The 26,381-nt window shown below is 36.3% G+C and carries 26 protein-coding genes and 1 pseudogene; 19 read left to right on the top strand and 8 right to left on the bottom strand.

Going from position 1 to position 26,381, the window contains the following annotated elements:
- The 8 genes and pseudogenes from EDD71_RS07725 to EDD71_RS07690 all read left to right on the top strand — a co-directional run.
- Positions 1–262: pseudogene (locus EDD71_RS07725) on the top strand (IS5/IS1182 family transposase); the annotation flags it as partial.
- Between the two features lie 280 nt (positions 263–542).
- Entirely contained in the window at positions 543–2,396 is a 1,854-nt protein-coding gene (locus tag EDD71_RS07720) for an FAD-dependent oxidoreductase (protein WP_133628170.1), read from the top strand.
- A gap of 41 nt (positions 2,397–2,437) precedes the next feature.
- A complete protein-coding gene (locus tag EDD71_RS07715) occupies positions 2,438–2,815 on the top strand; it encodes a NusG domain II-containing protein (RefSeq protein WP_133628169.1) in 378 nt (125 codons plus the stop codon).
- Positions 2,816–2,827: 12 nt separating this feature from the next.
- Positions 2,828–3,343: a Gx transporter family protein gene (locus EDD71_RS07710; protein WP_133628168.1), complete on the top strand. Its 516-nt coding sequence runs from the start codon at positions 2,828–2,830 to the stop codon at positions 3,341–3,343.
- Positions 3,344–3,369: 26 nt separating this feature from the next.
- Positions 3,370–4,332, top strand: coding sequence for a polyprenyl synthetase family protein (locus EDD71_RS07705; protein WP_133628167.1), 963 nt, complete (start codon positions 3,370–3,372; stop codon positions 4,330–4,332).
- A gap of 127 nt (positions 4,333–4,459) precedes the next feature.
- The gene (locus EDD71_RS07700; protein ID WP_166636392.1) at positions 4,460–6,415 is read left to right on the top strand and encodes an HD domain-containing phosphohydrolase; all 1,956 of its coding nucleotides are present in this window, start codon (positions 4,460–4,462) and stop codon (positions 6,413–6,415) included.
- 48 nt (positions 6,416–6,463) lie between these two features.
- Positions 6,464–7,273: a hypothetical protein gene (locus EDD71_RS07695; RefSeq protein WP_133628165.1), complete on the top strand. Its 810-nt coding sequence runs from the start codon at positions 6,464–6,466 to the stop codon at positions 7,271–7,273.
- 201 nt (positions 7,274–7,474) lie between these two features.
- The gene (locus EDD71_RS07690) at positions 7,475–8,590 is read left to right on the top strand and encodes a GNAT family N-acetyltransferase (protein ID WP_133628164.1); all 1,116 of its coding nucleotides are present in this window, start codon (positions 7,475–7,477) and stop codon (positions 8,588–8,590) included.
- Between the two features lie 58 nt (positions 8,591–8,648).
- On the opposite strand, the gene EDD71_RS07685 is transcribed toward EDD71_RS07690, so the two are convergent.
- The 6 genes from EDD71_RS07685 to EDD71_RS07660 all read right to left on the bottom strand — a co-directional run bounded on the left by EDD71_RS07685 (position 8,649) and on the right by EDD71_RS07660 (position 14,381).
- Entirely contained in the window at positions 8,649–9,347 is a 699-nt protein-coding gene (locus EDD71_RS07685; RefSeq protein ID WP_207669304.1) for an ABC transporter permease, read from the bottom strand.
- A 32-nt stretch (positions 9,348–9,379) separates the two neighbouring features.
- Complete coding sequence (locus tag EDD71_RS07680; RefSeq protein WP_133628162.1) at positions 9,380–10,132, bottom strand: ABC transporter ATP-binding protein; 753 nt, start codon at positions 10,130–10,132, stop codon at positions 9,380–9,382.
- Positions 10,125–10,724, bottom strand: coding sequence for a UbiX family flavin prenyltransferase (locus EDD71_RS07675; protein ID WP_341472332.1), 600 nt, complete (start codon positions 10,722–10,724; stop codon positions 10,125–10,127). Before EDD71_RS07675 ends, EDD71_RS07680 begins: the two co-directional genes overlap by 8 nt.
- Positions 10,721–11,584 carry a UbiA-like polyprenyltransferase gene (locus EDD71_RS07670; protein WP_133628160.1) on the bottom strand — a complete coding sequence of 288 codons (864 nt, stop codon included), beginning with the start codon at positions 11,582–11,584 and terminating at the stop codon, positions 10,721–10,723. Before EDD71_RS07670 ends, EDD71_RS07675 begins: the two co-directional genes overlap by 4 nt.
- Positions 11,565–13,010 carry a menaquinone biosynthesis decarboxylase gene (locus EDD71_RS07665; protein WP_133628159.1) on the bottom strand — a complete coding sequence of 482 codons (1,446 nt, stop codon included), beginning with the start codon at positions 13,008–13,010 and terminating at the stop codon, positions 11,565–11,567. The genes EDD71_RS07670 and EDD71_RS07665 overlap by 20 nt, the downstream gene beginning before the upstream one ends.
- Positions 13,011–13,769: 759 nt before the next feature.
- Positions 13,770–14,381, bottom strand: a complete 612-nt coding sequence (locus tag EDD71_RS07660; RefSeq protein ID WP_133628158.1) for a superoxide dismutase — start codon at positions 14,379–14,381, stop codon at positions 13,770–13,772.
- Between the two features lie 387 nt (positions 14,382–14,768).
- Here EDD71_RS07660 and EDD71_RS07655 point away from each other — a divergent pair, with 387 nt between their 5' ends.
- The 9 genes from EDD71_RS07655 (at position 14,769) to EDD71_RS07615 (ending at position 23,229) form a co-directional block, all read left to right on the top strand.
- Positions 14,769–16,034, top strand: coding sequence for a DUF1576 domain-containing protein (locus EDD71_RS07655; protein WP_243116422.1), 1,266 nt, complete (start codon positions 14,769–14,771; stop codon positions 16,032–16,034).
- Entirely contained in the window at positions 16,031–16,387 is a 357-nt protein-coding gene (locus tag EDD71_RS07650) for a hypothetical protein (RefSeq protein ID WP_133628157.1), read from the top strand. Before EDD71_RS07655 ends, EDD71_RS07650 begins: the two co-directional genes overlap by 4 nt.
- Before the next feature lie 186 nt (positions 16,388–16,573).
- On the top strand, positions 16,574–17,329 hold the full coding sequence (gene sufC, locus EDD71_RS07645) for a Fe-S cluster assembly ATPase SufC (protein WP_133628156.1): 756 nt from the start codon (positions 16,574–16,576) through the stop codon (positions 17,327–17,329).
- A 10-nt stretch (positions 17,330–17,339) separates the two neighbouring features.
- On the top strand, positions 17,340–18,746 hold the full coding sequence (gene sufB, locus EDD71_RS07640; protein ID WP_133628155.1) for a Fe-S cluster assembly protein SufB: 1,407 nt from the start codon (positions 17,340–17,342) through the stop codon (positions 18,744–18,746).
- 13 nt (positions 18,747–18,759) lie between these two features.
- The gene (gene sufD / locus EDD71_RS07635; protein WP_166636391.1) at positions 18,760–19,932 is read left to right on the top strand and encodes a Fe-S cluster assembly protein SufD; all 1,173 of its coding nucleotides are present in this window, start codon (positions 18,760–18,762) and stop codon (positions 19,930–19,932) included.
- Positions 19,925–21,166 (top strand): cysteine desulfurase, encoded by a 1,242-nt coding sequence (locus EDD71_RS07630; protein ID WP_133628153.1) that lies wholly within the window; start codon positions 19,925–19,927, stop codon positions 21,164–21,166. Before sufD ends, EDD71_RS07630 begins: the two co-directional genes overlap by 8 nt.
- A complete protein-coding gene (gene sufU / locus EDD71_RS07625) occupies positions 21,156–21,581 on the top strand; it encodes a Fe-S cluster assembly sulfur transfer protein SufU (protein WP_133628152.1) in 426 nt (141 codons plus the stop codon). Before EDD71_RS07630 ends, sufU begins: the two co-directional genes overlap by 11 nt.
- Before the next feature lie 222 nt (positions 21,582–21,803).
- Positions 21,804–22,400 (top strand): DUF3793 family protein, encoded by a 597-nt coding sequence (locus EDD71_RS07620; protein WP_166636390.1) that lies wholly within the window; start codon positions 21,804–21,806, stop codon positions 22,398–22,400.
- 37 nt (positions 22,401–22,437) lie between these two features.
- Positions 22,438–23,229: a protease complex subunit PrcB family protein gene (locus EDD71_RS07615; RefSeq protein ID WP_133628150.1), complete on the top strand. Its 792-nt coding sequence runs from the start codon at positions 22,438–22,440 to the stop codon at positions 23,227–23,229.
- 39 nt (positions 23,230–23,268) lie between these two features.
- Here the strand turns inward: EDD71_RS07615 and EDD71_RS07610 are convergent, their stop codons facing one another.
- Complete coding sequence (locus EDD71_RS07610; protein ID WP_133628149.1) at positions 23,269–23,439, bottom strand: zinc-ribbon domain-containing protein; 171 nt, start codon at positions 23,437–23,439, stop codon at positions 23,269–23,271.
- A gap of 226 nt (positions 23,440–23,665) precedes the next feature.
- On the opposite strand from EDD71_RS07610, the gene EDD71_RS07605 reads away from it, so the two are divergent.
- The gene (locus EDD71_RS07605) at positions 23,666–24,283 is read left to right on the top strand and encodes an NUDIX hydrolase (protein ID WP_133628148.1); all 618 of its coding nucleotides are present in this window, start codon (positions 23,666–23,668) and stop codon (positions 24,281–24,283) included.
- A gap of 36 nt (positions 24,284–24,319) precedes the next feature.
- Here the strand turns inward: EDD71_RS07605 and EDD71_RS07600 are convergent, their stop codons facing one another.
- Entirely contained in the window at positions 24,320–25,453 is a 1,134-nt protein-coding gene (locus EDD71_RS07600) for an aldo/keto reductase (RefSeq protein WP_133628147.1), read from the bottom strand.
- A gap of 208 nt (positions 25,454–25,661) precedes the next feature.
- On the opposite strand from EDD71_RS07600, the gene EDD71_RS07595 reads away from it, so the two are divergent.
- Positions 25,662–26,363, top strand: coding sequence for an FTR1 family iron permease (locus tag EDD71_RS07595; protein ID WP_133628146.1), 702 nt, complete (start codon positions 25,662–25,664; stop codon positions 26,361–26,363).
- Positions 26,364–26,381: the final 18 nt, after the last annotated feature.

The raw sequence follows: 26,381 nt of genomic DNA, 5'->3' as shown, positions 1-26,381 counted from the left end.
ATATTGCCTTAAAGTAAACTACAAAAATAACCATAGGTTCTTCAGCTATCCTATTAGAGGTTCAGAAAAATGGGAAAAAATTTATGATAAAAGAACCTCAATAGAAAGGTGCAACAGTAGACTGAAAGATTACTTAAATACCGATAATTTAAGATCTTCAGGAATTGCCAAAGCTAAATCATGGGCACTGCTAAACTGTATTACATTAATTGCAGGAACAATCGCTGTAAACACAGCAAAATCAATATCCACAGCTGCTTAATACAAATTTATTAATTTTTTAGTTATCCACATGTAAGTTGGATAGCTTATTAAAGTGCGTCTAAAATTACAAAAATTTATGCACAATCTAGGATTTGCATAAATTTGAATTGTGCAATTTCCTCAATTATCCAAAGAAATCATAAATAGTAATTAAAATTCGTTCAAAATTATACATATTTATATTCTTTAAGGGTGGACATGTGTTATGTTTTTGTATAAAATTAAATTGAATGTTTATATATTAACAAAAAATTTCTATATTAAAGAGGAGGGGGAGTATGTCAAATACAAAGAGAATAGTAATCTTAGGTGCTGGATATGGTGGTGTCCATGCGGCTAAGTTACTAAATAAAAGATTTAAGAAAAACGAACAAATAGAAATTACCCTTATTGACAGAAATACTTTTCATACGTTGTTAACTGAGCTTCATGAGGTTGCGGGTTCGAGAGTTGAACCGGACAGCGTTCAAATCGATCTTAAGAAGATATTCAATGCCACAAAGGTTAATTTAGTAACAGACAATATAACAAAAATAGATTTCAAAGCTCAAAAGCTCTTCTCCGACAGCGCAGAATACTCATATGACTATCTTATTCTGGGTACAGGCAGTGAGCCAGCTTTCTTTGGAGTTCCGGGCTGCAGGGAAAATGCCTTTACGTTGTGGTCCTTTGAAGATGCAATGAAAATCAGAGAGCATATCGAAACTGTTTTTAGAAAGGCTAGAGTGGAGAAAAATCTTCAAAAGAGAAGAGAAATGCTCACTTTCATAGTAGCAGGTGCAGGTTTTACCGGAATTGAGATGATAGGTGAACTGCTGGAGTGGAAGGAAAAGCTCTGCAGAGAAAACTACATCGATGAAAGCGAAGTAAGGCTTATGGTTGTTGAAGCCGTGGGCAATATACTAACAATGCTTGGTGAAAATATGAGAGCCAAGGCTGAAAGATACCTTAGGAAAAAGGGAGTGGAAATACTTACAAATGCTCCGATAGTTAAAGTAGATAAGGATGGTATAACATTAAAGGACGGAACAGAAATTAAAACCCATACATTGATATGGACATGTGGTGTTCAGGGTAATGAAGTGGCTGCAAAGTTTGGATTAACAATGGGTAAGAGAAACAGAATCCAAGCCAATGAATTTATGCAGTCAGTTGACTACAGCAATGTATATCTTATAGGTGACAACGCATACTTTGAAGAGGAACCAAACAAGGGAATACCACAGATAGTTGAAACGGCGCTTCAAACAGCAGAAACGGCGGTTCACAATATAGTTGCAGATATAGAAGGAAAAGAAAAGAAGCCGTTTAAGTCAAACTACCATGGTTTTATGGTTTCAATAGGTGGACGCTATGGAGTTGCTGAAGTTGCAGGAATGAAGCTTACTGGAATCTTCGCAATGGCCATGAAACATCTTGTAAACTTACACTATCTATTTGGTGTTGGTGGTATTAACGTTTGCTGGGGATATTTAAAGCATGAGTTCTTCGATATGAGGGAAAATCGCTCATTCTTGGGTGGACACTTAGGTGCTAAAACGAATACATGGTGGCTTGTTTTACTCAGAATATTTGTAGGTGTTATGTGGCTTACAGAAGGAATTAAGAAAATTCAGGAAGGATGGCTTGTACCTGGAAGCAATAAACTTAATTTCATGTTTACCGCAACTCAGGCAACAACAGGAGCCTCACAGGCTGCTGAAGCAACAACAGGAGCCTCACAGGCTGCGGCAGGTGGAGCTGGGGCTGTAGCAAGTCAGGTACCACTGCTGGCACATCCACCGGCAATTTATCAGTGGTTCCTTGATACATTTATTCAGCCAGTTTCAGGTATATTCCAGTACGTTGTGGTATTCATTGAAATAGGAATAGGATTGGCATTAATAGCAGGATTATTTACATTCGTAGCTTCAGTTGTTTCAATTGGTATGAACCTAAACTTTATTCTCTCAGCAATGGCTGGAAAGGAAAGCCTCTGGTATATATTTGCTTCAATAGCTCTTATGGGTGGAGCAGGAAGAGCATTTGGACTTGATTACTATGTAATGCCGTGGCTGAAGAGATGGTGGAATAAAACTAATTTTGCCAGAAAAACCTATTTGTATGTGGATAAACCCAATATAAGATTTTAATAATTGTTCTATATTTATTTTTAAAAGAATGGGGCAGTATAATGAAAAGGTTTGATATTGTTATAATAATACTTGTGGTTATTATTGCACTGGGATCCCTTGGAGTTCTTGCTATAAGGCCGCAGGGGAATTATTCCAGGAAATACGTAGAAATTTATTCGGAAAATAGGCTGTATAGAAAAATTCCATTTGATAAGACTACAACCGAGAGAGTTGTGGTTAAAAGCAACCTTGGATTCAATATTATTGATATCTCAAACGCTAAAGTACGGATAATTGATGCCGACTGCCCCGACAAAATTTGTATTAAAGATGGAGCAATCAGCAAACCTGGAGATATGCTTGTTTGTCTGCCGAATAAAGTCGTTGTTGAAATTAAAGGTGAAAGTAATTCTGAAAACGATGCTTTATCGTTTTAAAGGAGGATATAAATGAGTAAAACAAGAAAACTAACCTTTATATCCTTGCTTGTAGCCCAGGCGCTGGTTCTCCATGTTATTGAAAGGGCTATTCCTGTTCCTTTTATTACGCCGGGGGCAAAGCTTGGACTTGCGAACCTGGTTACCGTAATAGCCCTTTATACATTTGGATTTAAGGAAACTTTTGCAATAGTTGTATTAAGAATAATAATGGCGGCACTGCTTGGAGGCTCCCTTTCAAGTTTTTTATACAGTATTGCAGGAGGCATTCTGAGCTTTTTTGTAATGTTTGTCGTCATGCAGCTTGGAGAAGAAAATGTTAGTGCAATAGGAGTTAGCGTAGCAGGGGCAGTATTTCACAATATAGGCCAGGTCTTAGTAGCGTCCATGATTGTTCAAAACATTCGGATTGTATCCTATTTGCCTGTGCTTATGGTTGCCGGGCTTGGAACAGGAATTTTTATAGGCTTAACGGCTAGGTATCTTATTACGTATGTCAAAAAATTAATTTCCTACGGAATAAACTAACTATTATAGAAATCAAGGGTGATTAAATGAGTAATTTTTGGGATAAATATCCTATGCTTAAGGAAGACCTGGAAATGGTTAAAAATATTATGCGGAAAAGTGTAAAATGCAATGAGAAGCTAATAGAGAGTGCACTCTTGGATTTAATTGATTCTGGAGGAAAGCTGCTCAGGCCTGCTTTTCTTCTATTAGGAGGAAGGTTTGGCTATTATGACCAGAAAAAGTTATGTTCTTTAGGAGCCACTATCGAAATGCTCCATATGGCAACACTCGTCCATGACGACATACTTGATGATGCAGTTTTAAGAAGGGGAAGCCAGACTATACAATCAAAATATGGAAAGAACTACGCTGTTTTCATGGGAGATTATTTGTTCAGCAAATGTTTTATGCTTCTTTCGAATAATACATCCATTGAAAACATGAAAATGCTGTCTAAGGCAGTTTCAAGAATATGTGCAGGTGAAATAGACCAGTTTGCTTCACAGTTTAATCAAAATGTATCGGTAAAGAAGTATTTGAAGAGAATTGGAGCCAAAACAGCAGCACTGTTCTCTCTTAGCCTCTATATTGGAGCAGAGGAAAGCGGATGCAGCAAAAAACTTGCAAGCAAGCTAGGAAGAATAGGTTATAACATTGGTATGGCCTTTCAGATAATAGATGATTTGCTGGATTATACGGGTGATGAAAAGGTAGTTGGAAAGCCCGTTGGCAACGATTTAAAACAGGGAATTTATACATTGCCCCTGATATATGCCCTTGAATCAGATAAAGGAGATATTAGGAGAATGCTTTCAAAGCCTCTATGTTATGAAGATATAAAAAATATAGTAAAACTTGCGAAAGAACTTGGAGGCATCGAAAGGGCAAGGGCTCTCGCAAAAAAATATACTGATAAAGCATTTAAGGATATTACATCTCTTCCAGATGGTGAGGCAAAGGTTATATTGATGGAAATTGCTGAAAAGCTTCTTGTAAGGGATTATTGATAAAAAAGCATTTTGATGTGATTCAAAATGCTTTTTTTATTTTCTTAACGTGTTTTATTAGGTATAATGGGAAATGAATAGCAATTGCGTTAAAATATACTTAAAATTTTATTTTGGGGTGAAAAATGTGGTAAGTGGTAAAATGTCAATTCTCAAGTTTATAAAGGTGAGGATGGTTATTATAACTTTTCTAATTCTTGGAGTTGTTGCAAGCCTTGGGAGGCTTGCCTTTAACGCAATTGAAGCAGACTATACCAGCCGTCAACTTATAAATGTGCTGGGTAAACAGAGGATGTACAGTCAGATGATGGCAAAGGATGCCTCCATGCTATATGTTTTATATGACAGGTTAAACAACGATACAGAAGGCTCAGAAAATGAAATAAAGGAAAAAATATTGCAGACCAAAGCGGAATTACAGGAATCAGAAAGACAATTTGACACAACTTTTAAATCAATTAAAAGTGGAAAAATCAATATTGGAAGTAAAATCTTAGATTTTGAAAAGAATCTGAATGAACTGGAACCAGCTTTAAAAGAAACGGATGCAACCTGGAATAAATTGAGAAGTTATATTGATGAAATTATTTCTTCCGAAGGGGGATTTGACGTTCAGTACATCGACTATATAAATGAAAATAATCACAAATTGCTTGATAGTAGTGATAAAATAACGGGCATTGTTGTAATGGCAGCAAAAAAGAATATGATTTATTCCATACTTTTAACAGCATCCCTTGGAACGCTTGCAGTGATATCTACTATAATTTTGTTATTCAATATTAATAGATATTTGATTCTGCCTTTAAGTGAACTTTACAGAGGAGTTTCTGAAATAGGCCTGGCGGGCTTTAGACCTGACATTATAAAACCGACAAGAAAGGAGCTTGTACCTGTAATTAAGGAAGTAAACGATGTATTTTCAAAATTCAATAGCATGATAGAGCTGATTGAGAATTTAAATTATAGCAAATCATTTACTGAAATACTTCAATATATATATTCCACATTTTCATCATTCATACCCTATAATCATATAGGTATTGCACTGATTGGAGATGATGAAAAAACCATAAGAGCAGCCTATGCAATTTCTGACAGGAGCATAAGCGATAAGACGCAAAGCTTTGTAGGCTATAAGGTTTCTATAAGTAATACAAGTCTTGAAAGGATAATAGAAACCGGAAGAACAAGAATTATAAATGATTTTGAAGAATATACCAGAGGTAAACAGCTTAAGGATTATAACAAGAAACTTCTTGAAATAGGTATTCGCTCATCTATAACACTGCCGCTTAAAATAAACAACAGACCAGTTGGGGTTATATTCTTCTCAAGTCTGAATAAAAATGTATATACGTCAAAACATGAGAAATTTCTTAAAATCCTTGCGAATAGCATAGCAATAAGCTTTGAAAAGAACATATTTACTGATGAACTTCTCTACAGCAGCATACTGGCCCTGGCAAAACTTGCAGAATCCAGGGATATAGATACGGGAGAACATTTAAATCGAATGAAAACTTATTCAAGGATGATTGCAGAGTTTCTATATGAGGACAGTATATACAGAGATAAAATAAATCTGGATTATATAAACGATATTGAAAGATTCAGCCCTCTCCATGATATAGGAAAAGTTGCTATAAGGGATGAAATACTTTTAAAGCCGGACAAGCTTACGGATGAGGAGTTCGAAATCATGAAAACCCATACGTTATATGGAGGCCAGGTACTAAGGGCGGCTGAGGAGAACATTGAGAAAAGTGGAAGAAGTGTTTTTAAACTCGGCATAGAAATAGCAGAAGGTCATCATGAAAAGTGGGATGGAACAGGGTATCCTTATGGAAGGAAGGGAGAGGAAATACCCTTAAGTGCAAGGATTGTAGCACTGGCGGATGTTTTTGATGCACTTACCAGCAAAAGGCCTTACAAAAAACCGTTCAGCTTTGAAGAGTCTATTCGAATGATAGAAGAGAAAAGCGGTTTCCATTTTGATCCGGAGATTGTTAGAGTGTTTCTGAAGAACGGAGAAAAAATTAAAGAAACATATAATAGTTTTCATCAAAATGTCACCTCATGATTTTAATTACATATTATAAAATTGTGTAAATAAATCGGAGGTGTATCAATGTACAGGTGTCCATATTTTTACGGGTATTACAGATGGAATGATGACTATAGGGATGATTTTTATCCTAATATACAGCCAATGGATCCAATGACAGATTTTGAACTGATCAATGAAGAGGAAGATTATTATGACGAAATGATGAGACAACCTCAGGAAATCAATGAGATCATGAACAGAATCAATACCCGGCTTGGCTATCTTTTCACTGAACTTGCAAGATATAGAATGAATAGGAATACTGCAAGGTACCTCTTTAGAGTTATTGCATCATACGTAATAAACAATGCTTCAAGATTTACTGGAACCCTTGAGCAGAGAACCGGTGCAATGCTTGCAGATTTTAGAAGGAGGTATCCATGGGTTTTCTTCATTATGAGAAGCTTTGGGATTCCGGCAAGGAGAGTAGAGGAAATAGTAAGAACTGTTATTGCCTTTGTACTTTCAGTCCTGGGGGCAATTCCAGCACCTCCGGAGGATATAGAGCAGAGGGCTGACAGAATTGTAAATTTAATTAGAAGCCAGACGGATGTTTTTAGAGATTTAAGAAGGTTTGATATTCCTGAAAACCGTATAGTTGCTCTTGTTAGAAGGGTTGTAGTATTTACGCTTAGAAACAGCAACATCAACCAGCCGCCTGTAAATATACAGGATAGAGCGGATGAGCTTTTAAGGCAGTTTGAGAGAACAAATGCTGACATCATAAACGATATGAAAAGGTTTGGAATTCCAGATCAGCAGATAAGGGCTATTTTAAGAACCATTATACTGTTTACTTTGAGAAATATATATATGAGGGAAGAGGAATAACGTGTCAGGCCTGGAGCTTTTAGCTTCAGGCCTTTGGAGGTTAAATAAAATTTAATAATTTTAAAAAAGGTTTTTTTAAATGCTTTATAGAATATATTTTTAGTATGATTTTATCTGTATTTTTTATCGCAGCGAAGATCTGTAAATTTATCCAGCACAACGAGTTAAATTAACTTTGGACAAGAAAAAGGAGAGAAAACTATGATAGAAATAGTTGAAATAAAGGACAGTAAAGGCTTAAAGGAGTTTATAAATTTTGCATGGGATGTTTACAAAAATGATCCTAACTGGGTGCCTCCATTGAAATACGATTTATTGAAAACGCTCAAGGGTAAAAATAACGCATTATTTTTAAATGGAACCCATACGTTTTTTATGGCCTATGAGAAGAATAAACCCCTTGGGCGTATACTGGTTGGAATAAATGAAACTTTAAACAAAAAGAAAAATCAGAAGGATGGATATATAAGTCTTTTTGAATGCGTTGAAAATTATGAAATAGCTGAAAGGCTGTTTGATGCAGCTGCCAAATGGCTTAGGGATAGAGGAATAAATTGCATGAAAGGGCCTTTTTCCCCAACCAATGGAGACGATTATAAGGGTCTTCTGGTTGAAGGTTTTGATGGGCCGCCTGTGCTTATGAATTCATATAACCCTGAATACTATGTAAGGTTTTTTGAAAAATATGGTTTTGTAAAGCATGAAGATCTCTATGCTTATTACTTTGATCCTAAAAATAATGAAATAGAAAATTATAAAAGGCCAGTTGAATATGCAATGAAAAGATACAACTTTAGAATAGAACCTTTAAACTTAAAAAATTTGGAAAAAGAAATGGTGGACATTAAGAAGGTAATGGACGCTGCCATGCCTGAGTGGGAAGACTTAACTCCTCCTTCTCTAGAGGATATAAGGGCTGAGGTTAAACAGCTAAAGTCCATGGCTGACCCTGATTTTGTTCTAATCGCAAGGTCAGGAGATGAACCTATCGGTTTTCTAATATGCCTTCCGGATTACAATCAGGTGTTCAAAAGGATGAATGGAAGGTTATTTCCTATTGGTATATTTAAGTATTTATGGTATAAAAGAAAAATTGATGGATTAAGGCTTTTTGTACTGTTTGTTGTGCCTGAATATAGAAAAAAAGCGGTCAGCAGCGCCATGTTTTATAAGGGACTTGAGGCTGCAAAGCGAAAGAACCTCAGGTATGCTGAAGGGTCTACTATAGGAGAAAACAACCTTGAAATGAGAAGGGATGCAGAAAAAGCTGGTGGAAGGCACTACAGAACATATAGAATATATAGGAAAGATATATAGTTTAAATAACCCTGCAGAGCAGCAGGGTTATTTATAAAAAACTTTAAAATGATGTCTTTTATCTCCAACTGCATAGTTTTTCTTCAAGCTTATCTACGGCTAAAAAAAGCAAAAAGCCCATAACACTTAATACTATTATTCCCGAGTACATTTCAAGGTAGTTAATCCTCATCCATGAATCCATAATGAAATATCCCATTCCATACTCTGTGCCGAAGGTTTCAGTAAAGAACAATACAGAAATAGCAGTTCCAAGGCCAACCCTTGTTGAAGTTAAAATCCCTGAGAGGGAGGCAGGAATAACTATGTCTTTGAATATATCCTTTCTTGAGGCTCCAAGGGAATGATATGAATAATAGGTTTCCTTAGGTATATCCTTAACAGCGTCCCTTGCTGCAACAATAATTTGAAATATAACTATTAGCGTTATCATGATGATTTTAGACATTTCTCCGAGTCCAAAGAGAAGCATGATTATTGGCATAAGAGCTATTTTGGGAACTGGATATATGAAGTAGATGAATGGAGAAATTATTTTATCCAGCCCGTCAAAATACCCCATAGCAAGTCCTATTGGTATGCCTGCAACTATGGATAGTGCTAATCCGGCTAATATCCTCCACAGGCTGTAAAGGCAGTGGATAGAGATTTTAGAAGGAAATATGATTAAGAGGGTTTTAAAAACCTTAAGAGGAGACGGTATAATAGGCAAATCCAGTACAATAGAAATAACAAACCATATTAATAGTACAGACATAAAGGCAATTAGACGCTGTGAATTTTTACTCATCATCTTAACCAACTCTCTCTAACTTTTTTTCTAAGTTCTATACTGAATTTATAATAATCTTCATTAAGTCTTAAGTCTTTTTTGCCAAATAAAGGATTAACATAAATCTCTTTGACTCGTCCTGGAGATGGAGATAGAATAGCAATTTTTTTCCCTATATATAAAGCCTCATCTATGCTGTGTGTTATGAAAAGAGTTGACACCCTGTTCTCGAACCATATCTTTAAAAATAAATCCTGCATTTCCTCCCTTATAATTTCATCAAGCGCGGAAAAGGGCTCGTCCATAAGCAGCAGTGAAGGCTTTAAGATAAAGGCCCTGGCTATTGCAATTCTCTGCCTCTGGCCGCCACTCAGCTCTCCAGGATGCCTGTGGGCAAATTTATTAAGGCCGAGCTTTTTTAATATATAGTCCACATACATTCTGTCTATATTATCCTTTCCATCTTTTATTTTGGAGCCTGCAATTGCATTATAATATACACTTTTCCAGGGAAGCAGCCCGTAATTTTGCATCACAAGTCCTATGCGGTGAAGGGATGGATTTATAGGGTTTCCGTCTATTAAAACGCTTCCTTCATAGTCTTTTATTACACCCGATAATACATATAATAGGGTGGACTTTCCGCATCCTGATGGCCCTATGACGGCGCAGATATCACCATTTTCAATTGTTATATTAATCCTATCAAGTGCCAAAAAATCTTTATCATTAGACTTATATTTTACAGAGAGGTTTTTAATTTCAATCATTAAAATTACCTCCACACCATTTTGAATATAAAGTGTTTTCTATACCAAGGCCTTCAAGAACTCTGCCTACGATAGAATTTACAATATCGTCAATGGATTCAGGATGATGATAAAATCCCGGCATGGCAGGAAGTATCTTAACTCCAATTTCACTAAGGTAAAGCATGTTTCTAAGATGTATTGGACTTAAAGGAGTTTCTCTTGGTACAAGTATTAGATTTCTTTTTTCTTTTATGCAAACGTCCGCAGCCCTTCCAAGAAGATTTTTTGAAGCTCCCGATGAAACCTCTGCGAGAGTTGACATTGAACAAGGAATTATAACCATTCCATCCACCTTGAAAGAACCGCTGGCAATAGGGGCAAAGAGGTTGTTTATATCGTGAATAAGAAGCTTTTCATTGAAGATTTTAAGTTCTTCAATAATGCTCTTAAGGTCTTTCCTCAGTTCGTAGGAGAGGACTTTTTCACCGTTATTGGTTAAAACAAGATGTATCTCATGATTTCTTTTTAATAGTTCTTCCATAAGCCTTACTCCATAAATGCTCCCGCTTGCCCCCGTAATCCCAACTATGTATCTAGCCAAGTCAATCACCTCAATATAAATATGTCAAGTGCAGTAAACATGAGAAGTACAACGCTTACTGTCTGGTTTATGCTGTATGATGCTATTTTAACGTTTTTCAGGTTATCAGGTTTAACCATGATGTGCTCCATAAAAAGGAGAACCGATATTATACATAACCCAAGGGCATACAGCCATCCCATATTCATATAAAAGCCAAGATAAATTAAAAGGATAACTGCAGATATATGAAAAAGGGTTGAGATGATAAGGGCATTTTTGACTCCAAATACTGCAGGAATGGAGTAAAGCCCTTCCCTTCTGTCAAAATCCACATCCTGAGTGCCGTAAATTATATCGAATCCTGCAACCCACAGGGTTACAACTGCTCCTAGAACAAGGGCAGGCCATCCTATGCTACCTTTAACTGCAATCCAGGCGCCAACTGGGGCACCACCACAGGCAATACCAAGTATAACATGGCATGCCCAGGTAAACCTCTTTGTATATGAATATATGCCAAATAGTATTAAAGCAATAGGTAGAAGTTTTAGACAAAGCGGATTAAGCTCATAGGCAGCAAGAGTTAAAAGTATAAAACAAATAAAAACGATTATAATAACCTCATAGTTTTTAACTACACCCCTTGGCATATGCCTTTGAGCTGTTCTTGGATTTTTAGCGTCAATGTTTTTATCTACAAGCCTGTTGAGTGCGTTTGCACCATTTCTTGCACCAGCAAGAGCAACAAGTATCCAGAAAAACACCCTAAGTTCTGGCAGACCTTTATCTGCTGCCCAGAACATGGATATAAGACCAAATGGAAGAGAGAATAAAGTGTGGGAGAACATTACAAGCTCTCCATAGGTTTTAAGCTTCTTCAAAACCATATTCCCTCCACCTCCTTGACACAAGATCCCTAATTTCCGGGGTCATTTCAATATCATCCGGCCACTCACGAGTATGCCCTTCGCTCGGCCACTTCTTTGTTGCATCTATTCCCATCTTATGCCCATAATGTGGAAGTGGAGATGCGTGATCAAGGGCATCAAGAGGGCCATCTACGATTACAACGTCCCTTGCAGCATCTATGTTATTGAAAACCTTCCATGCAACCGTTGATAAATCATGGGGATTTATATGTTCGTCCACAATAATTATCATTTTGGTGTACATCATCTGTCCCATTCCCCAGAGGGCATGCATAACTTTCTTAGCATGTCCGGGATATCTCTTCTTAATCGATACAATAACACAGTTGTGAAAAACTCCTTCAAGTGGGAAGTTCATATCCACAATTTCTGGAAGCTGGAGCTTTATAAGAGGAAGGAATATTCTCTCTGTAGCCTTTCCAAGATAGCAGTCCTCCATTGGAGGCTTTCCAACTACTGTTGCAGGGTATACTGGATTTTTTCGTCTTGTTATACAGGTCACATGGAAAACTGGATATAGGTCCTTCAGAGAATAATAACCGGTATGATCTCCGAAGGGACCTTCTACCTTAAGCTCATCTATATTTACATAACCTTCAAGTATAAACTCTGCGTTAGCAGGTACATAAATGTCGTTAGTTTTACATTTTACTATCTCAAGGGGAGACTTTCTTAAAAAGCCTGAAAATATCATTTCATCAATTTCTTTGGGAAGGGGGGCTGTTGCAGAATATATTGTTGCGGGATCGCATCCCAAAGCAACTGAAACAGGCATCTTTCCACCAAGCTTTTTATATTTTTCATATATTTCTCTTCCGTCTTTGTGAAGATGCCAATGCATTCCAGTTGTCTTTTCATCATAAACCTGAAGTCTGTACATTCCCATATTCTGAAGGCCAGTTTCAGGATCCTTTGTTATCACAAGGGGAAGGGTTATAAATCTTCCTCCATCTTCAGGCCAGCATTTTAAAACAGGAAGCTTAGTAAGGTCCGGTTCCTCGACTACCTCCTGACAGGGAGCTTTATCTACTTTTTTTGGAAAAATTCTTGCAAGCCTTGCAAGCTTCGGAACGGATTTAATTTTATTTATAAGCCCGAGATAGCTGGATACATCCATAAAGCTTTCAATATCCTTTGCAATGTCATCGATTTCATTTACTTCCAATGCTAAATTAAGGCGCTCATATGTTCCAAAGGCATTTATTAGAACAGGGTATGGAGAATCCTTTACATTTTCGAATAAAAGAGCAGGGCCATAGGCCTTTGAAATTCTGTCCGTTATCTCCGTGATTTCAAGGTTGCTGTCAACTTCAACTTTGATCCTTTTTAAAAGCCTTTTTTCTTCGAGTACTCTTATAAAATCCTGTAAATCTCTGTAAGCCATAGCTGTTTTACTCCTTTGAATATATATAGTTAAAAATTTGACATAAAATAAAGAAAAAAATTATGGAAGCCATAGTATGCCATTTTTATTAATTCTACAAAATAACTTAAAATCCTTCTGAATTTTGTAAAATTAACTTGTTGTACTACTTTGAAAAGTTCATTGGAATAAAAACAGAAAATATTTACAGGCCGGCGCTGCGATAAAAAATATATTTCATTCACCAGTACGCTTAGCAAAGAAGTTCTAAGGCTCGGTAATGCAGAGCTAGTTATTTTGCAAGTATGGAGATAAAAACGTATGAAGTGAACTATTTAGCGACCAACTGGAGGCTCTTGGTGAGTAGATAGCTGAGAAGCCAAAGTAGAGTTTGTGGTGTTTGAAAACAGCGAGTTTCACGAATTCACTTATCTTGTTAGCTGCTCCGAACCTTAGAACCTCTGTGCACAAGCGTAGTAAAGCAAAATTAGCACAATAAGTTAATTTAGATAGGAGTAAAGCTTTCTAATATGCCTATATGTGTCCTTGAATGAGGAAAGCAACGCAGGGTGACTAAAGAATTATAAGAAAAGGGTGAAGGAGAGTTTTACTAATAGACGATGGATTTTTGGTAAAGTATATTGGAATTTATTTCCCAGGAAATGGCATTCCGTTAAAAGGGAAGATGGATTGTAAATGTTGATAATTTTTTCGAGAATTTTTGAAATGAAAATAACACCTTCTAATTAAGATCAGAAGGTGTTATTTTATCTATAAAGCTTACTTTAGATTTTCATATCTTTCTTCTACAGCTTTCCAGTTTATCACGTTCCACCATGCATTTATATATTCAGGCCTTCTGTTTTGATACTTGAGGTAGTAGGCATGTTCCCATACATCAAGCCCCATAACCGGTTTTAAACCTTCAGATATTGGGTTATCCTGATTTGGAGTGGAAACTACCTGAAGCTTACCTTCCTTGTTTATAACAAGCCATGCCCAGCCGCTTCCAAAGCGTCCTGCTGCTGCCTTTGAAAACTCTTCCTTAAACTTTTCAAAGCTTCCAAAGTCCCTTTCGATGGCTTTCTTTAGATTTCCTCTTGGTTCGCCTCCCCCATTTGGCCCTATTATATCCCAGAATATAGAATGGTTGTAATGTCCTCCTCCGTTATTTCGAACTGCCGCTTTAATTGCTTCTGGAACTTGATTAAGATTTGTAAGGAGTTCTTCAATGTTCTTTTCTTGAAGTTCACTGTAGTTTTCAAGTGCTGCATTAAGATTGTTTACGTAGGCACCGTGGTGTTTGGAGTGGTGTATCTCCATAGTCAATTTGTCTATATATGGCTCTAAAGCATCATTTGAATATTTAAGTTCCGGTAATACGTGTTTCATTATATAACCTCCTCGAATTTTCACTTTAAATTTCAATAATACTTTTATATAATTCCAGCTTTTTTATCAGCTGGATTATTTATCTTGATTATATTATAAACTAAATGAAAATAATAATCAATAGCTATAAATAAAAATTATTCCAATAATATACTAAATTATCTTCTTATTAAAATTAGATAAAATATTCAAAATTATAGTTGTGGATAAACTTTTTTATAATATATACTAATAATACAATTATTTATATTTTCATGGTATTAATAAAAACATGTCTTTTTTATCATTTCTTATATAGTAATTGTCATACTTTAATTACCGTTGAGCTTGGCATAATTTACATTATATATTAGGAGGGGGATTTTTATAAAAAACATATTAATTAGGGTGGGGTTTATAGATCCGGAGATTGGAACAACAAACTCAGGCAGATATTTTGTTATGACAATTTATGCTATTGTTCTTTTAATATTTGGACTGTTTCAGAGTTCAATAGAGGACATTTTAAAGGGTTTGTACAGAATAATCGTTGAACCGGATTTTTTGATTACAGATTATATTGGAGTTGGAGGTATTGGGGCAGCATTTGTAAATTCAGGGCTTTTAACACTAATTTCGATATATGTGCTCTATTGGCTTAATATAAACATAACAGGGTCAGCCATATCCACCGTATGGCTGATTTCAGGATTTTCGTTCTTTGGAAAAAACATATTCAATGTTTGGTTTATAATAATCGGCGTGGTTCTCTATGCTGTATATCAGAAGGATAAAATTAACAAATATATATACATCGGACTTCTTGGGACCTGCCTTGCCCCAATGGTAACCCAAATTATCTTTGGTATGAAGGGACCAAAAATAATAAGTATGCCACTTGGAATAGTAATTGGCATAGGAGCAGGTTTTATATTGTCGCCATTGTCTGCGTATCTTATGAGAATGCATCAAGGCTTTAATCTGTATAATATCGGGTTTACTGCAGGCATACTAGGTACAGTGATTGTTTCATTATTCAAATCCTATGGCTTTTTAATTGAAAGCAGGATTATCTGGTCATCAGGAAACAACCGTACTCTATCACTATTTCTATTTTTAATGTTTGCTTCAATGATGGCAATAGGCTTGATATTGGACAAGGGTTCAATAATGAAATTAAAAAGAATATACTCCTATCCAGGAAGGCTTGTAACAGATTTTGTTCTGCTGGAAGGGTTTTCTGTTACACTTGTTAATATGGGTGTAAATGGCATACTGGGAGTGCTTTATATTATAATAATAGGGGGAGATTTAAACGGTCCTACAATTGGTGGTATATTTACCATAGCTGGGTTTAGTTCCTTTGGAAAACATGCTAAAAATATGTTACCAATATTTATAGGAGTTTACCTGGGAAGTATAACAAAGATATGGAATATTAACGATCCCAGTATACAGCTTGCGGCACTGTTTGGAACAACTCTTGCACCTCTTGCAGGAGAGTTTGGATGGAAAATTGGAATCTTAGCGGGTTTTCTCCATTCCTCCGTGGTTTTGAATGTATCTGATCTCCATGCAGGATTTAACCTCTACAATAATGGTTTTGCTGGAGGAATAGTAGCGGCAGTTCTTGTTCCGATAATAGAGGCTTTCAGAAAGGATGAGACGAAATGAAGCATAATAAACTTAAAATATCTAAAATAGTTGATGAACTTATGAATTATTTTTTTTCTAAAGGTGCCTTTGAAATGAATATAGATGTAAAGGAAACCCCAGAATATTACAGAATATGCTTTAAAAGCAGAGGTGCAAAACTGTCACGGGAGGAGGTAAAGAGGTTTGATAAATTGTTAAGATATGGGAAGAGAGAGGAGATGGAGGAGTATTACTGGTTTTTGGCAGGCGATTCAGATGTTGATACTGAACTTTCACTGGTAGGAATGATGACTGATGAAACTAAGGTAGTTTATGATGAAGAAAATGGAATAGAAGTAATACTTTACAGATATAAAGAAGGTGTTAAATAAAAATCCGGATAAACCGGATTTTTATTTTTGCCCAAATATAACCCGCTTAGAAATCTATAATAACTCCATTGACTAATTCAGAGTAAAATAGTAGGATATTATTAGAAAGTAGAGTAAAATACTCGGAATTGATTTTTGCCCTTAAACAGTTTGATAAATGAATAATAATTGAAGGAGAGAATTGAAATGTCAGAAAAGCTTCTTAAAATTGAAAACCTTGAAACTATGATTGAGGATAAAAAGATATTAAAGGGCTTAAACCTTGAGATAGGAAAGGGAGAAGTGCATGTTATAATGGGCCCAAACGGTGCTGGTAAATCGACCCTTGCAAATACGCTCATGGGCCATCCTAAATATACCATTGTAAAAGGAGATATAATTTTTGAAGGAGAAATAATTAATGATCTTAGGGTTGACGAGAGAGCTAAAAAGGGGATATTTCTTTCATTCCAGTACCCCGAAGAAATACCTGGAGTTACAGTTGAAAACTTTCTTCGTACTGCAAAAGGGGCAGTAAGCGGAAAACAGATGAGCATAATGGCTTTTAAAAAGCTTTTAAAGGAAAAAATTAAAATGCTTGATATGAAGGAAGAGTACCTATCAAGATACTTAAACGAAGGATTTTCAGGTGGAGAAAAGAAGAAAAATGAAATACTTCAGATGGCGGTTCTTGAGCCTAAGCTTGCAATACTTGATGAAACTGACTCCGGACTTGATGTTGATGCAATAAGAATTGTTGCAGAGGGTGTTAAGAAGATAATCGAAAATACAGATACATCTGTTCTTGTAATTACTCATCATAACAAGATGCTCGATTACTTAAGGCCGGATTTTGTACATGTACTCATAGATGGAAGGATTGTCAAAACAGGAGATATGAACCTTGCAAAAGAAATTGAATCTTCAGGCTATGAAGCTTTAAAGAATCAACTTGGGGAGTAGAGGTGTTGATATGGAAAAAGGGAAAACCTATGTTGAAGACATAGATAGAGGAATATATGATATAAAAAACGAAGTGCGCTATAGTTTTAAGACTGAAAAGGGATTAACACCTGAAATAGTAAAGGCTATTTCAAGGGAGAAAAACGAACCGGAGTGGATGACGGAGTTCAGGTTAAAATCCCTTGAGATATACAACAGCAAGCCTGTACCTACATGGGGAGCCGATCTTTCAGACCTCGATATTGAAAATATTGTTACTTATATACGTCCGGATACTGATATGAAAAGCAGCTGGGATGAGGTTCCTGAGGATATTAAAAAAACCTTTGATCTTCTTGGAATACCAAAGGCCGAGCAGGAATCCCTCGCAGGTGTAGGTGCGCAGTATGACTCAGAGGTAGTTTATCACAATATGCGTGAGGATCTTATAAAAAAAGGTGTTGTATATACGGATATGGAAACCGCAGTAAGGGAGTATGAGGAAATAGTTAGAAAGCACTTCATGAAGCTTGTACCACCAACTGACCATAAATTTGCAGCACTCCATGGGGCTGTTTGGTCAGGGGGTTCCTTTGTGTACGTGCCGGAGGGAGTTGTGGTAGACATTCCTCTTCAATCCTATTTCAGGCTTAATGCTCCAGGCGCGGGACAGTTTGAGCATACCCTTATAATACTTGAAAAGGGGGCAAAGCTTCATTTTATCGAAGGATGCTCTGCTCCAAAGCACTCAGTAAACAACCTCCATGCAGGATGTGTTGAGCTCTTCGTAAATGAGGGAGCAAGGCTAAGGTATAGTACAATAGAAAACTGGTCAAGGAACATATATAACTTAAATACAAAAAGAGCAGTAGTTGAAAGGAATGGAATAATAGAATGGGTATCGGGCTCCTTTGGATCAAAGGTTTCAATGCTTTACCCAATGAGCATCCTGAAGGGAGAAGGTGCAAGGGCTGAATTTACCGGAATTACATTTGCATCTAAGGGACAATATCTGGATACAGGAGCAAAGGTTGTGCATGCAGCGCCATATACAACCTCAACTATAAACTCAAAGTCCATATCAAAGGATGGAGGGCATGCCTTTTATAGAGGGCTTTTAAGAGTTGCCCCGAATGCACACCACTGTAAATCAACTGTATCCTGTGAGTCACTAATGCTTGATAACAAATCAAAATCAGATACTTTGCCAATTATTGAGCTCGGCAATGATAATATAGACATAGGCCATGAGGCGAAAATTGGAAGAATAAGTGATGAAGCTATTTTTTACCTCATGAGCAGGGGAATCAGTGAAGAAGAGGCCAAGGCTATGATAGTAAGAGGCTTTGTTGAACCTATAGCTAAGGAACTGCCTCTTGAATATGCTGTAGAAATGAATAACCTAATTAAGCTTGAACTTGAAGGGGCCATTGGCTAAAGGAGGGAGAAGCTTGTACAGTATTGAACTATTGAACGGATTATTATGTAAAAAAGAAGAATGGATTAAAGCTTATAGGCTAAGAAAATTTGAGGAATTTGAAAAGTTGCCTGTTCCGTCATGGAAAAGGTTAAAGCTAGAAAACTTTTCAATTCCAGATTTTAAAGAATATAGAAAAGAATTTTTAAAAAATGATATAGATGGAGAAGGTATCTTTGTTAAAGACATAAATGATGTAAGCGCTCTGGATGAGTTCAAAGAATATATAGATGTGCAAAAAAGTTTTGGGATTTCAGATAAATTTGTAACTCTGGGAGAAGCCTTTTATAATTCAGGTGTAGTTATAAAAGCAGCTTCAAAATTAAAGGAGCCGGTGCGCATAAGCTACAGCCTCGATAATGAAAATTCCGTAGTTATAGATCATAACATAATAGTTGCTGAAAGGGACAGTGAAATAACTGTTGTTATCGATTATTCATCCCTTAGTGAAAATGAAGAGTATATGAATTTTTTCCACAATGGAGTTACAAAAGTATATGCTGCGGACAAAGCTGTTGTTAATATAGTGAAGGTGCAAAGGATGAGCAATAGTGCATATCATTTTGATTCAAATGTAGCCTTTATAGGCCGTGAGGCAAAGGTTAACTGGATTTCTGTGGAAATTGGAAGCGGCATAAGTGCCACAAGCTTTATAACGAACCTTGAAAAAACAGCCAGTGAATCCAGTTTAAAATCAATATACTTTGGTGATGGCGAGAGCAGAATCGATATGCAGTATACCATGAACCATATCGGAATGAGAAGTATAAGCAATATCGAAACAAGGGGAGCTCTTAAGGATAAAGCAAGAAAAGTATTTAGGGGAAATTTGGATTTTAAAAAAGGGGCAAGAAAGGCAAAGGGAGAGGAAGCTGAATATGCGCTTCTTCTGGATCCCACTGTAAAGGCAGATGCCATACCTGTGCTTTTTTGCGCTGAGGATGATGTTCAGGGAAACCATGCGGCAAGCGCAGGACAGATAGATGAAAATCAGCTATTTTATCTTATGAGCAGGGGCTTCAATGAAAAGGAAGCTAAAAAACTTATCGTTGAAGCATCCTTTAAACCTATAATAGATTCCATACCGGTGGAGGACATAAAAGAATCCATAAATTTAGAGATTCACAGGAGGCTTGTATATGTTTAATTTAGATGTGAATGAAATTCGTAAGGATTTTCCTATACTTTCACTGCAGGTAAACGGTAAAAGGCTTGTTTATCTTGATAATGCAGCTACAACTCATAAACCAGTGGCTGTTATAGATGCCATGAAGCATTATTATGAAAACTTAAATGCCAATCCACACAGGGGGGCACATTATTTAAGCGTTGCAGCCACTGAAGCCTATGAAGGTGTTAGAGAAAAGGTAAGGAAATTTATAAATGCGGCTTCTTCAAAGGAGATAATATTTACAAGAAATACAACAGAATCCTTGAATCTTTTGTCCTACACATACGGTATGAAATATATTGAGCCTGGAGATGAGATAGTTCTCTCTATTACCAATCATCACAGCAATATAGTTCCCTGGCAGCAGGTTGCGAAGGCAAAGGGGGCAGTTCTTAAATATATCTATGTTGACAGTAATGGAAGGATAACTCCTGAGGAAATAAGGAACAAAATTACCTCAAAAACCAAAGTAGTAAGTATCGGGCATATGTCAAACGTTCTCGGAGTCATATATCCTGTTAAAGAGATTATCGAGTACGCCCACAGCATGGGAGCCATAGTAATTGTGGATGGAGCCCAGAGTGTACCTCATATTAAAGTAGATGTCACGGATATGGATGCGGATTTCTATGCTTTCTCGGGACATAAAATGCTTGGGCCTATGGGAATTGGTGTACTTTATGGTAAAGCTGAGCTTCTTGAAAAAATGCCTCCCTTTCTTACCGGTGGAGACATGATTGAATATGTTTACGAGCAGGAAACAACCTTTGCAAAGTTTCCATTTAAATTCGAAGCAGGTACTCAAAACGTTGAGGGAGCGGTTGGCCTTGGTGCGGCAATTGATTATATATGCAACATTGGACTTCATAATATCCACGAACATGAAAGAAGGCTTACAGAGTATGCAATCGATAAAATGAAGGAAATTCCCTATATTCATATATATGGGCCTAAAAGCGCCGATGAAGATAAGGGGGGAGTAATTTCCTTCAGCATAGATGGAGTACATCCCCACGATACTGCAAGTATACTTGATGCATACGGTATTGCCATACGTGCAGGTCATCATTGTGCGCAACCACTTATGAGGTTTCTTGGAGCACCTGCAACTTCCAGAATAAGCTTTTATTTATATAATACAACGGAAGAGATAGATATATTTATCGATAATATAAAAAATGTAAGGAGGTGGTTGGGATATGGATCTTAGTTCCATATATACAGAACTTATAATGGAGCACAGCCAGAGCCAACACAATAAAAGGCGTCTTGAACACGCCGACCACAGGGAAAGAGGACACAATCCAAGCTGTGGTGACGAAATAACCCTTGAGATAAAGCTGAGGGGAGAGGTTATTGAAGATGCTGCCTTCACTGGAACTGGGTGTGCAATATCCCAGGCATCAACCTCCATGATGATCGATCTTATAAAGGGAAAAACAAAGGATGAAGCAATGAAGCTTGTTGAAACCTTTTTAGGCATGATAAAGAAGGAAATAACGGATGAAGAGGAGCTTGAAAAGCTTGAGGACGCCATAGTTCTTCAAAATATATCAAATATGCCTGCAAGGGTTAAGTGTGCGGTACTTGCATGGCATACGCTAAAGGAGATGTTTAGAGAGTAGTATATACTTTTATGCAATTTTGTCTTTCAATTTGTTAGGGACAGGATTCCATGCCTGTCTCTTGTTTCGAGCATGTATGAGAGTGACATCATCTTATGCATAATACCTGGGGAGATAAAATATTTTATCTTCCCAGGTATTATGCATTTTTTTATTGAACATATTATAGATAAAATTTATTAAACTGCATAAAATAAAAAAACTACTCAAAAGATGGAGAGGATGGTTGATTTGGAAAGTAGAATTGGCATTAGATATGCAGAAATTATAAGGAGCATGAAAGATAAGGACTATCTTTTTTATGCAGTAAATTATGCCCTTGCTCCAGTTGAAAAAGGGATAAAACCTGCATCGGTTTTGAATTTTAGTAAAAATTTTAAGGATATGTATGGATTATGGAAAAGATATAAATCAGATTTCTATAAAAATAATATGATCGAGTTTGTAACTATAAATATAAATAATGATAGAGAATTGGTTCTGTTTTATAATAATAAAATTTTAGAAAGTACAATTTATGATGAAAAGAACATGGAATTTTTAAAGAACTATGGTTACAGGAAAAATATGAGTCTTGATGAATGTATTATGATACTTAGAAGAAGGTTTGATGAGGAGTTTCCACATGAAATCGGTGTACTTCTTGGAATTCCAGTAAGGGATGTAGAAGAATTTATAAAGAATTCAGGAAGAAATTATTTGTTAAGTGGATACTGGAAAGTTTATCATGACGTTGACAGGGCTTTAAACATATTTAAAGCCTATGATATGGCAAAATTGGATTTTATAATTCAAAACGGAACATATGTCCACAAATGAAGTCTAAAAGTATGAATAATAGTTGGAGGTGTATGTAATGAAAAAAATATTGATCGTACTTTCATGCCTCCTGATCTTAACATCATGCGGCAGTACAGCCGTAAAAGGAGAAAACGATGAATATACCACAAGAGCAAAGTTTATATACGACTTAATGAAAGCTGCTGACATACAGATAAAATATATCGTTGAGCCAAGGGCTCATGAATATTTTGATGACGTAAAAGATGACGAATACTATGTAATGTCACTTATTAACGCTGTGGATGCCGGGATCATAACTCCAGTTAATAGAAGAATAAATCCAGATGAAAATATTAAGGTTGAGGAAGCAAGGGAGCTTATAAACAAAGCATATAAGTTTAAGATGCAGAAGGAATATAATATATGGGAAGAAATTATTAAGGAGTTAGCAAAAATGAAGGATTATAAGGATCTGAAAGACGATCAATATGTAACTGGTATAATAAGCCAGGATATGATGGGAGTACTTAAAATGAGAATTAAGGATAGTTTTAAAGATAAGGCACAATGGGAGTTAAGCTCAGGAAAAATATTGATCCTTCCAGAAGGGATTAAAGCATCTGCCTCAAAATCAGATGGAGAGATTATTATAACTCTGGATTGGGGAAGAAAGCCAACAGGTGGATATATTTTAAAGATATTATCCGCAGAGGAAATTAGAGATACAATTGTGGTAAAATACATGGCAAAGATACCGGGGCCAAATGAAATAGTAACTCAGGTTATAACTTATCCTAAGGATAGTAAAAAAGTAAAGGTTAGGGATATTAACAAGGATTATAAGATTATATTTGAGAGGGAATAAATAAAAAGGAGAGTTTAAAACTCTCCTATAATTTTCTTATTATCTTCTGAATCCTTCGCTTTGTCTTCTTTGAGCTTTTCTAGCCTTTCTGCATTCAGGGCATCTCTTTGGTTCGTTTTCGAATCCTTTTTCCCTGTAGAATTGTTGTTCTCCTTCAGTAAAGATGAATTCCTTACCGCAATCTTTGCATACTAAAGTCTTGTCTGACATTTTACATACCTCCTAAAATATGGGTTGGGATTTAACGACTCAAAGACTCAATACCTCCCATATCAAGGAGTATATGTCTTATCATGTTAAATCTCATATCTTACAAAGATATTATAACATTATTTATTTCCGTATTCAATAACAGAGTGGATATTTTCAAATTATTTTTTATTATGTTAGAATATATATGTATTCACTCTGGATATGGAAAGTGTAAGGTGATGTTATGGATATAAATATAATTAAAAAGAGACTCGCCAGAGAGAGAATAGGAATACTAGGAGAGAATACTGAATATACAAGATATTCAGTAACGATTCCAATAGTGAATGTGGGTGAGGAGAATCACGTTCTGTTCCAGGTTAGGGCAAGACACCTTAGAAACCAGCCTGGGGAAATATCCTTTCCAGGAGGCAAAATAGAGGAAGGTGAAGGCAGCTTAAATGCGGCAATAAGGGAGACATCTGAAGAGCTTGGAATAAAAAATGAGGACATAGAAGTTATCGGAAGGACCGATATACTTATAACGCAGCATAATAAGATTATATATCCCTATGTAGGATATATAAAGGATATTAATAAAATAAATCCATCAAGGGATGAGGTTGATCATGTTTTTTGTGTTCCTTTAAAATTTTTTTTGGAAAATGAACCAGAGGCCAGAGGAATAAAGCTTATTAGTGAAATAGAGGAGGAGTTCCCCTACTTGGATTTCGAAAAAAAGGTTACATACAGGCTTCTCCCGGGCAGAAGTAAAATTTATTTTTATAAGTATGATGATTATATAATATGGGGGCTTACTGCAAAGATACTCTATCATTTTATAGGACTAATTAAAGAGTAAAAGCCGTTATGATGCAAAGTATCATAACGGCTTTTTTTATCTTGCAAGGGCAGCGTGTACATCCTTGAGATATGCTCTTATTGCAAGGGACTGCGGGCATACAGTTTCACATTTTCCGCATTCCTTGCATTTAGATGCCTTTTCTTCAAGGGCTGAATATCTTGAAATCGAACCTTCAAAGTCATTGTACATATAAGCATTGTTATAGAGGGTAAAGTTTCTTGGAATGTCAACTCCGAAGGGACAGGGCATGCAGTATGCACATCCAGTGCAGTTCACCTTTGTAAGTGACAGATATTTTTCTCTAACCTGCTCCACAAGTGCCAGCTCCTTTTCAGTGAAGGCATTGGGAACTGAATCCTCAGCCGATGCGGTATTGACATTTTCGATAACTTGCTCCATTGTACTCATGCCACTTAAAACCACCGATATTTCAGGCTGGTTCCAGAGCCATTTTAATGCCCACTGAGCTGGAGTTCTTTTAACATCAGCACTATTCCAGAGCTTCTTTATAACGTCAGGTGGATTTACAACAAGTTTACCCCCTCTAAGTGGCTCCATAATCACTACTGCAAGGCCCTTATCCGCCGCATATTTCAAACCTTCTTTGCCTGCCTGGTAATTTTGATCCATGAAGTTATATTGTATCTGACAGAAAGTCCAGTCATACGCATCAACTATCTCTTTAAATATCGGAAGTTCATCATGGAATGAGAAACCAGCGTATCTTATTCTTCCATCTTTAATAGCTTCATCAAGGAACTTTTCAAAGTTAAGCTCCTTTAGTTTCCCCCATCTCTCCTTATCAAGGGCGTGAAGGAGATAGAAGTCAATGTGATCAGTTTGAAGCTTTTCCAACTGTTCATTGAGGTATTGGTTAAAATCATCGTAGGTTTTAACAAGCCAAACGGGTGACTTGGTAGCAAGGTAAACCTTCTCTCTGTATCCATCCCTCAGGGCTCTTCCAACAACTAACTCGCTGTTCTTGCCGTGGTAGGGATAAGCTGTGTCTATATAGTTTACTCCATTATCAATTGCATATCTTACCATTTTAATAGCTTCATCTTCGTTAATTTTGCTGTTATCGCCGTCGATTACAGGAAATCTCATGCATCCAAAACCGAGAGCAGATACAGCAATACCAGTTTTACCAAACTTTCTGTATTGCATATTAATCCCCCTCCTAACTATTATCATTAAATATTTTACCATAATAAAACTGAAAAACCATATAATTTTTATTATGATGACACTTCTCTTATATTGCAAATAAAAGCTTTAAGTTGAACGGCATAAAAATTGAATATTGTAATTGACTGAATTAAATTAAATAACTATAATAATATTGAAAATCATTATCAAAAGGAGAAGTTTAATTATGTTATCCAGTTTTTTGTTATCATACAGGGAGGGACTTGAAGCCGCCCTTGTAATAGGTATAATACTTGCATATCTAATTCAAATAAACAGAAAGGAGCTGTCAAGGTTTGTATACATTGGAGCAGTCCTTGGGGCATTAATAAACATTATTGGAGGAGTTATAGGTTTTAAAGAAGCAAAAGAACTTGAGGAAGCATCAGAGGAGGTATTCGAAGGTATAATGATGCTTACCGCGTCAGGGCTTATTGCATATTTTGTAGTATGGATAGGTAATCAAAGCAGGAATATATCGCAAAGTATAAAAGAAAAAGTAAGCAAAAGTACAAATTCAGCAGGCTTGATGACACTTTCGTTCATTTCAGTTTTTAGAGAGGGATTGGAGTTAGCGATATTTACAATGTCAAATATAGGAGCGAAGTCAACTTCTGTTGCGCTTGGAAGCATGTCTGGAATTGTAATTGCAATAGCTACAGCAGTTGTAATATTTAAAACTGCAGTTAAGTTGAATCTAAAGATCGTATTTAAAGTATTTGGTATAGTACTTATTTTTGTTGGTGCGGAGATGTTTGGAGAGGGACTTGTTAAATTCTTTCCATCGGCAGAAGAACCTCTAGAGACAGCAGGGATGCTTCTATTTGCATTGCCTTCATTCTACGTGTTTCTTAAAAGCGATTTAAGCAAATACTTAAAAAAGATATAAAAAAAGGGACAAAGGCCC

The organism is Fonticella tunisiensis, assembly GCF_004364155.1.
GTDB classification, from domain to species: domain Bacteria; phylum Bacillota; class Clostridia; order Clostridiales; family Caloramatoraceae; genus Fonticella; species Fonticella tunisiensis.
Note: the sequence above shows the minus strand (reverse complement) of the source record. Positions and strands in the feature narration are given on the sequence as shown.

Coding starts and splice junctions, on each gene's coding strand:
- EDD71_RS07720 (WP_133628170.1), top strand. CDS start 543: ATGTCAAATACAAAGAGAATAGTAATCTTAGGTGCTGGATATGGTGGT.
- EDD71_RS07715 (WP_133628169.1), top strand. CDS start 2,438: ATGAAAAGGTTTGATATTGTTATAATAATACTTGTGGTTATTATTGCA.
- EDD71_RS07710 (WP_133628168.1), top strand. CDS start 2,828: ATGAGTAAAACAAGAAAACTAACCTTTATATCCTTGCTTGTAGCCCAG.
- EDD71_RS07705 (WP_133628167.1), top strand. CDS start 3,370: ATGAGTAATTTTTGGGATAAATATCCTATGCTTAAGGAAGACCTGGAA.
- EDD71_RS07695 (WP_133628165.1), top strand. CDS start 6,464: ATGTACAGGTGTCCATATTTTTACGGGTATTACAGATGGAATGATGAC.
- EDD71_RS07690 (WP_133628164.1), top strand. CDS start 7,475: ATGATAGAAATAGTTGAAATAAAGGACAGTAAAGGCTTAAAGGAGTTT.
- EDD71_RS07685 (WP_207669304.1), bottom strand. CDS start 9,347: ATGTCTGTACTATTAATATGGTTTGTTATTTCTATTGTACTGGATTTG.
- EDD71_RS07680 (WP_133628162.1), bottom strand. CDS start 10,132: ATGATTGAAATTAAAAACCTCTCTGTAAAATATAAGTCTAATGATAAA.
- EDD71_RS07670 (WP_133628160.1), bottom strand. CDS start 11,584: ATGGTTTTGAAGAAGCTTAAAACCTATGGAGAGCTTGTAATGTTCTCC.
- EDD71_RS07665 (WP_133628159.1), bottom strand. CDS start 13,010: ATGGCTTACAGAGATTTACAGGATTTTATAAGAGTACTCGAAGAAAAA.
- EDD71_RS07660 (WP_133628158.1), bottom strand. CDS start 14,381: ATGAAACACGTATTACCGGAACTTAAATATTCAAATGATGCTTTAGAG.
- EDD71_RS07650 (WP_133628157.1), top strand. CDS start 16,031: ATGAAGCATAATAAACTTAAAATATCTAAAATAGTTGATGAACTTATG.
- sufC (WP_133628156.1), top strand. CDS start 16,574: ATGTCAGAAAAGCTTCTTAAAATTGAAAACCTTGAAACTATGATTGAG.
- sufB (WP_133628155.1), top strand. CDS start 17,340: ATGGAAAAAGGGAAAACCTATGTTGAAGACATAGATAGAGGAATATAT.
- EDD71_RS07630 (WP_133628153.1), top strand. CDS start 19,925: ATGTTTAATTTAGATGTGAATGAAATTCGTAAGGATTTTCCTATACTT.
- sufU (WP_133628152.1), top strand. CDS start 21,156: ATGGATCTTAGTTCCATATATACAGAACTTATAATGGAGCACAGCCAG.
- EDD71_RS07620 (WP_166636390.1), top strand. CDS start 21,804: ATGGTTGATTTGGAAAGTAGAATTGGCATTAGATATGCAGAAATTATA.
- EDD71_RS07615 (WP_133628150.1), top strand. CDS start 22,438: ATGAAAAAAATATTGATCGTACTTTCATGCCTCCTGATCTTAACATCA.
- EDD71_RS07610 (WP_133628149.1), bottom strand. CDS start 23,439: ATGTCAGACAAGACTTTAGTATGCAAAGATTGCGGTAAGGAATTCATC.
- EDD71_RS07605 (WP_133628148.1), top strand. CDS start 23,666: ATGGATATAAATATAATTAAAAAGAGACTCGCCAGAGAGAGAATAGGA.
- EDD71_RS07600 (WP_133628147.1), bottom strand. CDS start 25,453: ATGCAATACAGAAAGTTTGGTAAAACTGGTATTGCTGTATCTGCTCTC.
- EDD71_RS07595 (WP_133628146.1), top strand. CDS start 25,662: ATGTTATCCAGTTTTTTGTTATCATACAGGGAGGGACTTGAAGCCGCC.